General features: G+C 66.1%; 15 protein-coding genes. 11 read left to right on the top strand and 4 right to left on the bottom strand.

All coding sequences use genetic code 11. The features are described from left to right. Positions 1–75: 75 nt before the first annotated feature. Together ABE546_RS06225 and ABE546_RS06230 are read left to right on the top strand one after the other, a co-directional pair. Positions 76–2,871, top strand: a complete 2,796-nt coding sequence (locus tag ABE546_RS06225) for a PAS domain-containing protein (protein WP_346462960.1) — start codon at positions 76–78, stop codon at positions 2,869–2,871. Between the two features lie 42 nt (positions 2,872–2,913). Continuing rightward, positions 2,914–3,102: a nuclear transport factor 2 family protein gene (locus tag ABE546_RS06230; RefSeq protein WP_313212940.1), complete on the top strand. Its 189-nt coding sequence runs from the start codon at positions 2,914–2,916 to the stop codon at positions 3,100–3,102. On the opposite strand, the gene ABE546_RS06235 is transcribed toward ABE546_RS06230, so the two are convergent. Then, a complete protein-coding gene (locus ABE546_RS06235) occupies positions 3,097–3,840 on the bottom strand; it encodes a hypothetical protein (protein WP_346462961.1) in 744 nt (247 codons plus the stop codon). The genes ABE546_RS06230 and ABE546_RS06235 overlap by 6 nt on opposite strands. A 68-nt stretch (positions 3,841–3,908) precedes the next feature. Here ABE546_RS06235 and ABE546_RS06240 point away from each other — a divergent pair, with 68 nt between their 5' ends. The 3 genes from ABE546_RS06240 (at position 3,909) to ABE546_RS06250 (ending at position 6,340) form a co-directional block, all read left to right on the top strand. Then, positions 3,909–4,925, top strand: coding sequence for a helix-turn-helix domain-containing protein (locus ABE546_RS06240; RefSeq protein ID WP_346462962.1), 1,017 nt, complete (start codon positions 3,909–3,911; stop codon positions 4,923–4,925). Between the two features lie 90 nt (positions 4,926–5,015). Then, entirely contained in the window at positions 5,016–5,861 is an 846-nt protein-coding gene (locus ABE546_RS06245; protein WP_346462963.1) for a type 1 glutamine amidotransferase domain-containing protein, read from the top strand. 32 nt (positions 5,862–5,893) lie between these two features. After that, the gene (locus tag ABE546_RS06250; protein WP_121040371.1) at positions 5,894–6,340 is read left to right on the top strand and encodes a nuclear transport factor 2 family protein; all 447 of its coding nucleotides are present in this window, start codon (positions 5,894–5,896) and stop codon (positions 6,338–6,340) included. A 78-nt stretch (positions 6,341–6,418) separates the two neighbouring features. Here ABE546_RS06250 and ABE546_RS06255 read toward each other — a convergent pair whose 3' ends face one another. After that, complete coding sequence (locus ABE546_RS06255) at positions 6,419–7,453, bottom strand: alpha/beta hydrolase (RefSeq protein ID WP_346462964.1); 1,035 nt, start codon at positions 7,451–7,453, stop codon at positions 6,419–6,421. Between the two features lie 165 nt (positions 7,454–7,618). On the opposite strand from ABE546_RS06255, the gene ABE546_RS06260 reads away from it, so the two are divergent. Then, positions 7,619–8,515, top strand: a complete 897-nt coding sequence (locus tag ABE546_RS06260; protein ID WP_346462965.1) for a LysR family transcriptional regulator — start codon at positions 7,619–7,621, stop codon at positions 8,513–8,515. On the opposite strand, the gene ABE546_RS06265 is transcribed toward ABE546_RS06260, so the two are convergent. Then, complete coding sequence (locus ABE546_RS06265) at positions 8,510–9,844, bottom strand: MFS transporter (RefSeq protein WP_346462966.1); 1,335 nt, start codon at positions 9,842–9,844, stop codon at positions 8,510–8,512. The genes ABE546_RS06260 and ABE546_RS06265 overlap by 6 nt on opposite strands. A gap of 47 nt (positions 9,845–9,891) precedes the next feature. Then, entirely contained in the window at positions 9,892–10,812 is a 921-nt protein-coding gene (locus ABE546_RS06270) for a LysR family transcriptional regulator (RefSeq protein WP_313211309.1), read from the bottom strand. A 246-nt stretch (positions 10,813–11,058) separates the two neighbouring features. Here ABE546_RS06270 and ABE546_RS06275 point away from each other — a divergent pair, with 246 nt between their 5' ends. From ABE546_RS06275 to accB, 5 genes are all read left to right on the top strand, one after another. After that, positions 11,059–11,697, top strand: a complete 639-nt coding sequence (locus ABE546_RS06275) for a carboxymuconolactone decarboxylase family protein (protein ID WP_346462967.1) — start codon at positions 11,059–11,061, stop codon at positions 11,695–11,697. Positions 11,698–11,717: 20 nt separating this feature from the next. Continuing rightward, positions 11,718–12,449 carry an antibiotic biosynthesis monooxygenase gene (locus tag ABE546_RS06280; protein ID WP_346462968.1) on the top strand — a complete coding sequence of 244 codons (732 nt, stop codon included), beginning with the start codon at positions 11,718–11,720 and terminating at the stop codon, positions 12,447–12,449. A gap of 206 nt (positions 12,450–12,655) precedes the next feature. Next, positions 12,656–13,105 carry a type II 3-dehydroquinate dehydratase gene (gene aroQ / locus ABE546_RS06285; RefSeq protein WP_346462969.1) on the top strand — a complete coding sequence of 150 codons (450 nt, stop codon included), beginning with the start codon at positions 12,656–12,658 and terminating at the stop codon, positions 13,103–13,105. Next, positions 13,105–13,527, top strand: coding sequence for a lysozyme inhibitor LprI family protein (locus ABE546_RS06290; protein ID WP_346462970.1), 423 nt, complete (start codon positions 13,105–13,107; stop codon positions 13,525–13,527). Before aroQ ends, ABE546_RS06290 begins: the two co-directional genes overlap by 1 nt. A gap of 52 nt (positions 13,528–13,579) precedes the next feature. Further along, positions 13,580–14,068 (top strand): acetyl-CoA carboxylase biotin carboxyl carrier protein, encoded by a 489-nt coding sequence (gene accB, locus ABE546_RS06295; RefSeq protein ID WP_121040377.1) that lies wholly within the window; start codon positions 13,580–13,582, stop codon positions 14,066–14,068. The last annotated feature ends 2 nt before the right edge of the window (positions 14,069–14,070 follow it).

Genomic DNA, 14,070 nt, shown 5'->3' on the forward strand with positions numbered 1-14,070 from the left:
CGCTGGGAGGGTTCCACAGCGACACCCCGCAGCGATACGCTAGGGCGGCCGCCCCCCGCTGATCGCAGGTACCGCTTGAGCTCTTCACCTACCACGGGTTCCCACGGCGAACGGGATACCGAGCGCGTCAAACTGGCGCTGGCCGCCGGCGCAATCATCGGCACCTGGTTCTGGGATGTCGCCCAGGACAGCCTCACTGTCGACGATGCCCTCGCCCAAGCGCATGGCCTGGACCCCGCACTCGCGCGCAGTGAACTGCGCCTGGAGCAGGTGGTGTCCGCCGTTCACCCCGAGGACCGCCCGGGTCTGGCGGAGGCGATCGCCGACGCCGTGCGCCGTGGCGGTCGCTATGCCCACCAGTACCGCACCCGCGGCGCGGACGGTGCCTATCGCTGGATCGAGGCCATCGGCCGGGTCGATCTGGATGCCAGCGGAAACGCCGTCGGGTTTCCCGGCGTGCTGATCGACATCGATGACCGCAGGCGGGTGGAGGCCGAGCGTGACCAGGCGCAGACCCTGCTGCGTTCGTTCGTGGAGGCCGCGCCGGGTGTGGTGTACGCCAAGGACCGCCAGGGCCGGATCCTGATCGGCAACCGTGGCACCACCGATCTGATCGGTCTGCCACCCGAGGTGTATGTGGGGCGCACCGATGCCGAACTGCTCAGCGACCCGGCCCAGGCCGCCACGGTGATGGCCACCGACGAGCGGGTCATGGCCAGCGGGCAGACCGAGCAGCTCGAAGAAGACGTGAGCTTTGCCGATGGCCGGCGCGCCTGCTGGCTGTCCACCAAATCGCCGTTGCGTGATGCCGACGGAACCGTGGTGGGCTTGGTCGGCACCTCGCTGGACATCACCGACCGCAAGGCGGCCGAAGCCCGTCATGCTGAAGTGGAGGAGCGCTATCGGCTGGCCGCGCAGGCCACCAACGATGCGATCTGGGACTGGCGCATCTCCGATGGTCACGTGATCTGGAACGAGGCACTGACCACGCTGTTCGGCCATGCGCTGAGCGAAACCAGCGCGCAGTGGTGGCTGGACCATATCCACCCCGACGACCGGGCGCGCGTCGATGCGGATATCCATGCCGTGATCGAGGGCGACGGTACCGCGTGGAACAACGAATACCGGTTCCGCCGCGCCGATGGCAGTTTCGCCTCCGTGCTCGACCGCGGCACCGTCCTGCGTGGTGCGGTGGGCGAGCCGCTGCGGATGATCGGCGCGATGCTGGATCTGAGCGTGCGTGAAGCCGCCGAGGCCGCCCTGGCCAAAAGCGAGGAGCGCCTGCGGTTTGCCACCGAGGCAGGCGACATGGGCTTCTGGGATGTCGACCTGGTGGCGGACGCCTTGATCTGGCCGCCCCGGACCAAGGCGATGTTCGGCATCTCCGCCGATGTTCCGGTGTCGCTGCGTGATTTCAACGAAGGCATCCACCCCGACGACCGTGCAGCGACCCTCGCCGCCTTTGCCGCCGCGGCTGATCCGGCCCAGCGCGCGCTCTATGACGTGGAGTACCGCACGGTCGGCAAGGAAGACGGGATCGTGCGCTGGGTCGCGGCCAAGGGCCGGGGTCACTTCGAGGGCGACCGCTGCGTCCGCGTGGTTGGGGTGGTGATCGAGATCACCGCGCGCAAGATCGCCGACGCCCGCTTGAAGGAATTGAACGAGCAGCTGGAAAGCCGCGTGCTCGAAGAGGTCGCCGAACGCACCCGCGTGGAAGATGCGCTTCGGCAGAGTCAGAAGATGGAGGCCGTCGGCCAGCTCACCGGCGGTATCGCCCACGACTTCAACAACATGCTGGCGACCGTGATCGGCCCGCTGGATCTGCTGGCGATGCGGCTCGGCGACAACGACCCGCGCACCAAGCGCTACATCGACATGGCCATCGATGGCGCCACCCGGGCGGCACAGCTCACCCAGCGGTTGCTGGCGTTCTCGCGCCAGCAGCCATTGCAGCCGGTGCCACTGGATGTGAACCAGCTGGTGGCGGGCATGTCCGACCTGCTGGTGCATTCGCTGGGCAGCAGCATCCGCCTGCAGACCGTACTGGCCGCCGACCTGTGGCGGACGTTCGCCGATGCCAATCAGCTGGAGAACGTGATTCTCAACCTGGCCGTCAATGCGCGCGATGCGCTGCCTGGCGGTGGGCGCCTCACGGTGGAAACCGCCAACGGCGAGATCACCGCGGGCGCTGGCTCCGCCCAGGCGGAGGTTCCCGATGGCGAATACGTTCTGATCACCGTGGCCGACAACGGCAGCGGCATGCCGCCGGAGGTGGTCGCCAAGGCATTCGATCCTTTCTTCACCACGAAAAAGGTGGGACAAGGCACTGGGCTTGGCCTGTCGCAGGTGTATGGCTTCGTCAAACAGTCGGCCGGTCACGTGAAGATCCGCTCTGCCGTCGGGCAGGGAACAACGGTGACCCTGTATCTGCCGCGCCTCATGGCCGACATCGCCGCCACGCCTTCGCCGACAACCAGCGGTACCGCTCCGCTGAGTGGGGGCCGCGAGCGGGTGCTGATCGTGGAAGACGAGCCCGGCGTCCGCCAGTTCTCCATCGATGCGTTGAGCGAGCTGGGCTACCCGGTGCTCGCCGCCGAAGGGGCCGCCACCGCGCTGGCCCTGCTCGACAGCCATCCCGATATCGCGCTGCTGTTCACCGATGTGGTGATGCCCGAGGTCAACGGGCGACAGCTGGCCGATGAGGCCCTGAAGCGGCGCCCGGATCTGAAAGTGCTGTTCACCACCGGCTACAGCCGCAATGCGCTGGAGCACGACGGCGTACTGGACCCCAGCGTCCACCTGATCGGCAAACCGTTCACGCTGGAGGAGTTGGCCCTGCGGGTGCGCGCGGTGCTTGCCGAGGTGCGCTGACGGGAGGACTCCGGGAAGCGAATCCCGGCGTCCTGGAACGTAGTGCGGGCCCTTGATCCGACTGGGATCAGGCAGCCTGCTGGCGTCACCCCACACGCTGCGCAGGTGAAGCTGACGCTGGACTACCCTGGTTGGGATGGCGAGGATTACCTTGCCCTGCTGAACATCGATGGCAAGTGGATGATCGTGAGCAAATCATGGAGCGGCCAACGCAAGTCGCCGGCGTCATGAGTCGTCATCCTTCACGCTCACGTACAGCGTAGGCACGGCCTTCATGAAATCCCCCAGTCGTCCCATCTGGATCTGCAGATCATCGGGGAGGACGTCGGCCGCAGCGTCGAGCAGTGCCTGGCAGTGCTGCTCGAACGGTGCGACCACGCGACGGCGTGGCTCGAGCATGAAGGAGTAACAGGCCTGGCTCGACCACGGCGGGGGCGCCAGCGCGTAGTGCGAGCTGCCCAAGGCAAACAGCGGCGCGTGGCGCTCGCCTGGCAGCGCCAGCGTGATGTCGTTGGCGTTCACCTCGGCCCGGGTGTGGGTGCGCTGGATCGCCCACGCATCGAGTGTGTTGCGGCCCGGCACCGGGCTTACGGTGCCGTCCACGGCGCCGGCCAGCAGGGACAGCGCGGCATCCACGCTCACACCGTAGTGGTCCAGCATGTGAGGCTCCAGCGCCATCCACAGCTGAATCGCGCCGGCCACCGGACCATACGCGTGCAGGATGTCTGCAGGTGCCAATGCCGGCAGCAGCGTGGACTGCACCAGCTGCGCGAGTTCCTCAACGCTGCGTGTGGCGCTGGTGACGGTCAGGAACAGATACGGCGCCATCCCCGCCCGCTCGGACGCCAGCATCGGCACGGCCACCGCCCCCTCGACCGCATTGCCACGCGCGCACGAGGGCAACACTGCGGCGCCCGCAAGCGCGGCCAACAGCCGGCGCCGCCGCGCCAGAAAATGAGTGTCATCCATGCGCAGAGAATACACGGGGGTAAAAGCGACCCGCTTGACGGGCCGCGCATTTTCTCAATACTGCGCCAATGCTCAGCCAACACTTTCTCTTCTTCTTCGCGATGCTGGGCGCCTTCAATGGCATCGTCGCGGCGTCGGTATTGTGGTGGCGCGCCAAGGGCGAGCCCACGCAGCGTTGGCTGTCGCTGCTGATCCTGATGGTGGGTGTGCGAACGGGAAAATCCGTGGCCTTCCACTTCTGGCCGGATATTCCGCTGGTCGTTCTCCAGCTCGGGCTGACCGCCTGTTTCCTGATCGGCCCCTGCCTCTACTTTCTGGTGCGCTCCAGCCAACGGGAGACTGCCGGGACGGACACGAACGGCCGGTGGCACCTCGTCGCGCTGCTGGTGCTTGCCGTGGCGGTGAATGTCCTGCTGCCGTACACCCGCAATATCGAGCTGTGGCGGTACGTCATCACGCCGGGCATCAACTATGCCTGGCTGGGCTATCTGCTGCTCACCACCGTGCAGGTGTATCGCCACCGCGCCCGGCTGCTGGCCTCGCCGTCCGCCCCGCTGCTGCTCGGCGCGCTGGCGGGCATCTGGATCATCTGGATCGCGTACTACACGGCCGGATACACGTCCTATATCGTCGGCGCGCTGTCCTTCACGTTCGTTCTCGCGGTAAGCGTTCTGGTCGGGCTCCGCCTGCGCGCGGGGCGGGCAACGATCGAGCCCTATCAGGACCGTCGGATTGCCGCGTCCGACGCCGCCGTTGAACTACAGGCCCTGGCCGAGCTGATGGCGCGCGAGCGGTTGCATCTGGACCCTGCCCTGACCCTGCCCCGCCTCGCCCGTCGCCTTGGCATGCCCCAGACCCGGCTGTCGCAGCTGCTCAACGACAACAACCAGACCTCGTTCAAGCAGTACCTCACCCAGCTGCGGGTGATCGAAGCCAAGGCGATCCTGCAACAGCAGCCTCCCAAACCGCTGGATATCGTGGCGCAGGAAGCGGGCTTCCAGTCCATGTCGACCTTCTACAGCGCGTTCAAGAAGTGCGAGGGCGTCACCCCGGCGGCCTACCGCACGGCCGCCACGCACTCCTAGAATCGATTTCCGCACTCCGGGAAGACGCTGCAATACATTGATTTGAAAGCGATTGGATAGGGTGCTGGCTCCTTCCTGCGAGTCAGTGCCATGCAGACGTTACGTACCATCGCCACCTTCGTATTGCTCCTGCTCAGCGTCTGGCTGGGCGGTACCTGCACCACCGACGCTGCGCCGCGGAGCACCGTCCCCGCGGCCGTGGGGCAGCCCGCTGGCGGCCAGCAGGACCGCATCCTGTTCATCCTCGCCAGCGCCACGGTGCATGGAACCTCCACGCTCCCGGCCAGCGTCAGCTTTGGCGAGGTCGTGCATGCCTGGGATGTCTTCCATGCCGCCGGCTATGCGGTGGACTTCGTATCGCCCGACGGCGGCGCCGTACCGATTCTGGATGACTACGTCAGCGACGACGTGGCGCACCGTCTGGACGATGCCCGGATCATGCGCGGGCTGCGCGGCACCGTCACCCCGGCACAGATCGATCCCACGCAGTACCGGGCGGTGTACTACGTGGGCGGCAGCAATGCCATGTACGGGGTCGCCGAGAACGTGGCGCTGCAGCGCATTGCCATGCAGGTCTACGAGGGCAACGGCGGGGTCATCTCGGCGGTCTGCCACGGGACGGCCGGCATCGTGAATCTCCAGCTTGCCGGCGGCCAGTACCTGGTCTCGGGCAAGCGCATCAGCGGCTACCCCGAAGAGCACGAACGCCAGAATGCGCCCTACTTCCACCAGTTCCCGTTCCTGATCCGCCAGACCGTCGTGTCCCGCGGCGGTGCCTTCCGGACGGTGGATAGCGATGACCCGCATGTCGAAGTCGATGGCCGGCTGGTGACCGGGCAGAACTATGCCTCTGCCACGCCGGTGGCGCAGGCCGTGGTCGAGGCGCTTCGCGTCCACACCGTGCAGGCGTCCAACCAGGCAGCCGCTCAACCCTGATCTCCCACACACCACACCCCTGAGGAAACACCATGAAAGTATCGATTCGATCCGTTGGCCTTGCCGCCAGCCTGTTCCTGCTGCTCCCCACCTCGGCCATGGCGCAGAGCACCGATCGTGAGGCGGTGGACAAGGTCATGCAGACCTTCATGCGCGCCTACATCACTGCCGACAACACGTTGGCCAAGGACGTCTTCCGGGCAGACGGCGTGATGATCGGCTACTCCGAAGCCCGTGGCAGCGCGCTGCAGATGCGGACCGGGGAACAGTTCGCAGAAGGCTTCAACGGCACGCCGGCGGCCAACGAGGCCCAGCGCAAGCGCCGCTATGAAATCGTGGACATGGCCACCAATCTGGCCGCCGTCCGCGTGATGCTGGATTACCCCGGCTGGGACGGCGTGGACTACGTGGTCCTGCTCAAGACCGATGGCCAGTGGAAGATCATGAGCAAGTCCTGGACCGGCCAGATCAAGCCCTGAGCCGGGCCTGGCGGACGTGAAACCATCGCGTCCGGGTGCAGCCTGGACGCGATGGCCGCCCCGCACCCTGCGCCGGTGTCAGTCGGCGCTCAGGTTGCTCCTGAAGAACCGCGTCAGTGTCTCGAACGGAATCACGTCGGCGCGATCATAAAGATCCACGTGTCCAGCACCGGGAACGATATGCAGCGCTTTGGGCTGCCCGGCCAGCGCGTAGGCCTTCTGGCTGAACTCCAGCGAGTGGGCCTCGCTGCCGGCGATGAACAGCATCGGGCGTGGCGAGATCGTCTCGATGTCATTGAACGGATAGAAGTTCACGAAGCGGACTTCGCTGGTCAGCATGCGGTTCTGCGTGGTCTCCAGCGTGCGGCCCTTGGGAATGGCGATGCCACGCGGGGTACGGTAGAACGCCCAGAACTCGCGGGTCACGGGATCGGCATCGGCGGGCAGCTGGATGGGAAGATAGTCGAGGAAGATTCCCTTGCCGGTGGTGAACTCGGTGTAGCGCTGCTCGGCCGCCTTGGCCAACATCGCCTTGCGCTGTTCCAGCGACACCGACTGGCCCAGACCGTTGCGCGTCACGTCGCCCATGTCATACATGCTGACCGTGGCAATGGCCCGCAGCCGCGGATCCATCTTGGCCGCGCTGATGGCGAAACTGCCGCTGCCACAGATGCCGAGCACACCGATACGCGTGCGGTCGATGAAGTCGCGGGTCCCCAGGTAGTCCACCGCGGCACTGAAAGCTTCGCTGTACATCTCGGGCGCGACCAGATTGCGCGGCTCGCCTTCGCTCTCTCCCCAGAAGGGCAGATCGATCGCCAGGGTCACGAAGCCCTGCTCGGCCAGCTTCTGCGCATACAGCATGGAGCTCTGCTCTTTGACCGCCCCCATCGGGTGGCCGACGATCACCGCGGCCGACGCGGTGGCGTTCGATGTCGCCTTGGGCCGGACGAGATTCCCCACCACCTCCATGTGGTACTGGTTCTTGAAGGTCACCCGTTCAACGGTGACCGTGTCACTTTTGTAGAAATTGTCTGCACCGGTAGGCATCGTGGCTCCCAGGGTCGTGAAGGAACTGGCGGCCAGCGCCAGCAGCAGGGCAAGTCGTTTCATGAGAGGTACTCAGTGAGAAATGCAGGGCGTTGGTAGGCCGGACCCACGGTAGCCCTCCGCAACCACCGTGATTAGCCGGGGGAATGTGGAAGGCGTGCTGAGCTCTGCTCACAATTCGTGGTGTTACTGTGGGCATCGCGCCCGACTCCTGATGCGGAATCAGCAATGGCTGTCCTGAAAACCAACGATCTGCAGGCGTTTCTGGCCGTCGCCAGGGAGCAGAGCTTCACCAGGGCCGCGGCACGGCTCGGGGTCTCTGCATCGGCGCTGAGCCACACCCTGAAACAGCTCGAGGCGCGCCTGGGGGTCCGGCTGCTGGCACGGACCACGCGCAATGTCGCGCCCACCGAAGCGGGCGAGCGGCTGATGCGCTCGATCGGCCCGCATTTCGACGCCATCGGCGAGAGCGTGGATGCGCTCGGCGATCTCCGTGACCGCCCCGTCGGCACCCTTCGCATCACCTGCAGCGACGATGCCATCGAGATGGTGATCCGGCCCAGGCTGGCGACCTTCCTGGCCGCGTACCCGGACATCACGCTGGAGTTCTACGTGGACTACGGATTCACCAACGTGGTCGAGGAACGCTTCGACGCGGGCATCCGCCTGGGCGAGGCGCTGAGCAACGACATGATCGCCGTCCGCATTGGTCCGGACTGGCGGCTGGTGGTAGTGGGCTCGCCTGCGTACTTCCAGCGCCATCCCAAACCCCGTACGCCGTACGAGATCACGGGGTTGCCCTGCGTCAACATCCGTCACCGGCCCGCAGGCAGCATCTATGCATGGGAGTTCGAAAAGGACGGCAAGGAATTCAGCGTCAAGGGAGAGGGGCAGCTGGTGTTCAACAGCATGTTCCATGTCATCAATGCCGCCGTGGATGGCATTGGACTGGCGTATGTGACCGAGGATCTTGCCGCACCCTACCTCGCCAGCGGCCAGCTGGTGCAGGTGCTGGACGAGTGGTGTCCGCTGTTTTCCGGCTACCACCTCTACTACCCCAACCGCCGGCAGGGATCGCCTGCGTTTGCCGCCCTCATCAACGCGCTGCGCCATCCCGCACTATGACGTGCGGGTGCGCGCGGTAAGTGCCGCCAGCAGCGAACCGGCAAGCAGCACCGCCGCGCTGACGATGAAGGTCGCGCGGTAGCCACTGCCGTCGAAAAGCAACCCGCCCACCGTGGAACCCAGCGCGATGGAGAGCTGCACGACCGCCACCATCAGCCCGCCACCGGCCTCGGCATCATCGGGCATGGACCGGGCCAGCCATGCCCACCAGGCGACCGGTGCAGCCGTCGCCACCAGGCCCCAGGCAGCGAGAAGCACGAAGGCCATGCGGCTGGAGTGACCGAAGACGGTAAGCCCCAGCGCGATGACGGCCATGACCAGCGGGATGATCATCAGCGGCAGGTAGACGCTCTTCCGGATGCATCCCCCGATGAGCACGGTGCCGATGAAGCCGGCCACCCCCAGCGCGAGCAGCAGCATCGACAGCATGCCCACGCTCACATGCGTCACCGTTTCAAGGAACGGGCGCAGGTAGGTGAACAGCATGAACTGACCGCTGAAGAACACCCCGACGGCGGCCATCCCGCGCAGCACGAGCGGTCGCCGGAGAACAGCGAAGATGCTGCCGGTCGCCTGGCGAGGCGCCGGCTTCAGGGCAGGAAGACTGATCCATTGCCACACCAGTGCGATCACGGCGATCGGCAACAGGCACAGAAAGGCGCCGCGCCAGCCGATGATGCCGCCGAGGTAGCTGCCCAGCGGGGCTGCCACGACCGTCGCCAGCGCATTGCCGCCATTGAAGACGGCGAGCGCCTTGGGCACGCTCGCGGCCGGTACCACCCGTATCGCGATCGCGGCCGACATCGACCAGAAGCCGCCGATGACCACACCGATCAGCGCGCGCCCGATCATGTAGACCGGATAGCTGGGGGCGAGGCTGACGATGACACCGGAGATGCCCATCAGCACGGTGAGCAGCAGAAGCAGTGTCTTGCGGTCGAGATCACCTGCGATGCGGGCGATGAACAGGCTGGTGATGACGGCGAAGGCACCGGAGATGGCAATCCCATAGCCGGCCCACCCTTCGGTAACGCCGAGCGAGGTGGCGATGGGCGTCAACAGACTGACCGGCATGAATTCCGAGGCGACCAGGCAGAACACGCACAGGGTCATGGCGAAGATGCCGGCCCAGTGCGCCGGCGCGGCGGCAGCGTGATGCGCGTCGCTCTGCGCGGGGAGGGAGGTGGCGACAGGGGGCATGGGGAGCACTCTCTGGAACAGGAATGGCGTTGCCGCCCTGCACAGTGCGCAGGGACGAGACAGGGACGTGGCGTTGGGCAGCGCGGACGACGCGCGACAGAGCCCGGACGTGTTTTCAGTGGGCGCCATGGTGGCCCACGCCGCGGGGACTGATAAGCAGCCCCCGGGTTCATGGACTACTGAGGTTTTCTCAGCAGTGCGTCATCACCACCCCATCGAAGCGCTTCGACCAGCAGCGCGAACGCCGGCGAGTTCTGGCGGCGGCTTGGGTAGTAGAGATGGAAACCGGGAAAGGGCGGGCACCAATCCTGCATCGCCCGCATCAGCCGCTTGTCCGCCAATGCATCGGCCACGATCAGGTCCGGCACGCAGGCCAGGCCGCGGCCCTCCAGTGCCGCCTGGACGATCAGGCGCACACTGCTCAACGTCAGCCGCCCCTCCACCTGCACGTTCACGCTGCGGCCGTCCTTTTCGAACTCCCACGCATACAGCCCACCCTGGGTCAGCAGTCGCATGTTGATGCAGTCATGCACGGTCAGGTCCTGGGGCGTACGCGGCACCCCGCACCGCTTGAAGTAATCCGGGGCACCGACAACGGCCATCCTGAGCGGCGGCGTGACCGGGACCGCGATCATGCCCTTGGCCACCTGCTCGCCCAGGCGTATGCCCGCATCGAACCCCTCCGCGACGATGTCGGCCAGATTGGACTGGTCGGTGATCTCCACCCGGATGTCCGCGTAGGTATCCAGCAGAGGCTGCAGCTTGGGCCAGACCACCTGTTCGCTGGCCGGATCGCTGCTGTTGATGCGCAAGGTGCCACTGGGCCGATCGCGCAGTTCACTCAGGTCGTCGATAGCGCTGTCGATGCTGGCGAAGTGCGGCCCGATCTGCGCCAGCAGCCGTTCACCGGCTTCGGTCGGTGTCACGCTGCGCGTGGTGCGGGTCAGCAAGCGGATCCCCAGCCGCTGCTCCAGCACCCGCACGGTATAGCTCAGCGCAGCCTGCGACACCCCCATCCGCGCGGCGGCGCGGGTGAAGCTGCGCTCCTGGGCCACCGCCATGAGGGCGCGCAGGTCGTTGTAGTGTTCGCGCCGCATGGCCGCCCCATTGATAAACCGCTTTTATAACTCTATTCGTGGCCTGCAGGTTTATCCACATAAAACGGTGCGGCACCATGGGTGCGCCCCACCTTGGGCCATCCCAGCAGGAGCGCGCGATGACCACCCCGCCTTTCCCCACGCTCGCTGTCGCTGCCCGATCGCATCATCGGATGCACGGCCGACACAGCCACCGCCCCACCGTGCGAGCCGCCGCTGCGGCCCGCCCACACCACGGATATCCACATGAACACCCAGTCGGCTCTCTCCGCACGCCAACAGGCCATCCTGCCAATCGCCGCTTTCACGGCGGCCGGCGATCTTCACCGCCTCGAACCGGCCCTGCGCGCCGCGCTGGATGCCGGGCTGACAATCAATGAGATCAAGGAAATCCTGGGTCAGCTCTACGCCTATGCAGGCTTTCCGCGCGCGTTGAATGCACTGGGCACCTTCATGACGGTGGTGGAGGACCGCAAGGCACAGGGCGTCCACGATGCACAGGGCAAGGCACCGGCCACGCTGCCCGCGCCGGACCAGATGCTGGCCGTAGGCACCGCCAACCAGACCCGGTTGTCGGGTCAACCCGTCGCAGGCCCGTTGTTCGCGTTCTCGCCTCAAATCGACCGCTACCTCAAGGAACATCTGTTCGGCGCGATTTTTGCGCGCGACAACCTCGACTGGGGTGATCGCGAGCTCGCCACCGTGGCCGCGCTGTCGGCCATGACAGGGACCGAGTCGCAGGTGCAGGCGCACATGCGCATCAGCCGGAACGTGGCGCTCAGCGAGGCGCAGCTGCAACATGCCGTGGCGGTGCTGCGCGACGTGGTCAGTGCCGAGGCCGCCGATCGCGCGGACCAGGCGCGGCGCGGCACGCTCGCCCACTGAACCCTGCGCAGGAGGAGACCATGACCGGCTGGATAGCATTGATGCTGACGTCCCTGATACTGGGAAGCACCGACGTCGCCGCACAGCCCATCGTGCGCATGTTCGAGCTGCACACCGACCCGGGCCGACAGGAAGCGTTCGACGCGGCCGGCCGGCGCAACATGGACGCCTCCCTGCAGACCGAGCCCGGTGTTCTGGCGATGCACGCCGTCACCGATCGCCAGCGGCCGGGCGTGGCGTACGTCTTCGAAATCTACGCGGATGCGGACGCCTTGAAGACGCATCTTGCGTCCGCGCACTACGCCGATTTTCTACGCGCCACGCAGCCGCTCATCGCCGACAAGACGTTGACGGAAACAACGCCCGTGTTCCTTGCCGAAAAGTCGGCCCCTCTTTCGGTCATGCAGCGCGGCGACACGCCGGAGGTCCGGATCGTCGATGTGACGGTCAAACCCGCGGATATACCGGCATTCACCCGGATCGTCACGGCGGAGATGCGCGAGTCCATGCGGATCGAACCGGGCGTCCTGGCGATGTATGCCGTTACACGGCAGGAGCATCCGGAGCAGTGGATCTTCTTTGAGATCTACGCCGATGCCGCTGCCTATGACACGCACCGGCAAACGCCCCACTTCAAGGACTATCTGCAGCGGACCGCGGAGATGCTGGTGGACAAGGGGCACAGCGAGGTAAGCACCATCGCGTTGAAAAGCCGTGGCGGGGTGTCGTTCGATGCGACCCACGTGCCCTGAGAGGAGGACTTGGATGTCCTGCCATGCGATGAACAGGTGCCACAGGCTGCAACCGCCGTGCCGCCGACGCCAAGCGGCCAACATCCATCTGCCACAACGGTCCCGCACAATTTTCAAACAACCGCTTGAAACACGCGTAACTTCGTCGAACTGGACACGATCCACCAGTTCCGCCAGACTCCGCCCTTTCCTGTTGTTCGGCACCCATGGCGAAACTGCTGGTCCTGCATGGCCCCAACCTCAACCTGCTCGGCACGCGCGAGCCGGGGGTCTATGGGCACACCACGCTAGCGCAGATCGACCAGGCCCTGCTGGCCCAGGCGCAGGCCGTCGGCCATGCCCTGGAGAGCCTGCAGTCCAATGCCGAGCACGTGCTGGTCGATCGGGTGCAGGCCGCCCGCGATGACGGCACCGCCTTCATCCTGATCAATCCGGCCGCGTTCACTCACACGTCCGTGGCCCTGCGCGATGCGCTGGCCGCGGTGGACCTGCCCTTCATCGAGATCCACCTGTCCAATCCGCACGCGCGCGAGCCCTTCCGCCAGCACAGCTATTTCAGCGACAAGGCGGTCGGGGTGATCTGTGGGTTCGGGGCGGACAGCTATCGCTATGCGATGGATGCAGCGCTGACCCGGTTGGCGGCTGCTTCGGCGTGATGACCCTGCCGCGTGTCCTGGCCAGCGTCGCGCTGTGGGGCTGCCTGTGTGGCGCCGCCAGTGCCGCTGATCGCAGCGCGGAAGGCATCGACTGCGCGCAGCCGAGCGGCACCATGGAATCGGATCTGTGCGCCTCGGATGGGGCCAGCGAGGCCGATACCGAATTGAACGCGGTGTACGCCCAGGCGCGCCAGCAGTTGCGCCGCCAGGCGGCCGAAGGCGCCTGCACGCACTGCGCCGATGCCGAAAAGCAGCTGATCCTGGCCCAGCGCGCGTGGATGCAGCTGCGCGACCACGATTGCGACGCGGTCTACGCCTTCAACGCCGATGGCACCTCGCGCAATGGCGCGCAGATGCACTGCCTGACCACCCTCGCGCGCGACCGTACGCGGCAGCTGCGCGATTTCTACGAATTGCTTTGACCCGAGCGCGCCGCGCTTCCCACCACTGACACCACGAGCCAAAGAGGCCCCTATGGATCTCCGCAAAATCAAGAAACTGATCGACCTGCTGGAAGAGTCGAACCTCGCCGAAATCGAAATCAAGGAAGGCGAAGAGTCCGTGCGTCTGTCGCGCGCGCCCGTCTCCGGCTACGGCATGGTCCAGGCCCAGCCGCAGATGATGATGGCCCCCGCACCGGCCCAGGCCGCTGCCCCGGCGATGCCGATGCAGTCGCCGACCGAAGCCTCCACCGGTGGCACCGCCAAGGCCGGCAACGCCCTGCCGGATGGCCACGTGCTGCGCGCGCCGATGGTCGGCACCTTCTATTCGTCGTCCTCGCCGGACAAGCCGGCCTTCGTGTCGGTCGGCCAGGCCGTCAAGGCCGGTGAAACGCTGGCGATCATCGAAGCGATGAAGATGTTCAACCCGATCGAAGCCGATGTTTCCGGCACCATCGTCGCCATCCTGGGCGAAAACGGCCAGCCGGTCGAATTCGACCAGCCGCTGTTCGTGATCGGCTAAGG

The sequence above is a fragment of the Stenotrophomonas sp. TWI377 genome (genome assembly GCF_039674525.1).
GTDB lineage: Bacteria > Pseudomonadota > Gammaproteobacteria > Xanthomonadales > Xanthomonadaceae > Stenotrophomonas.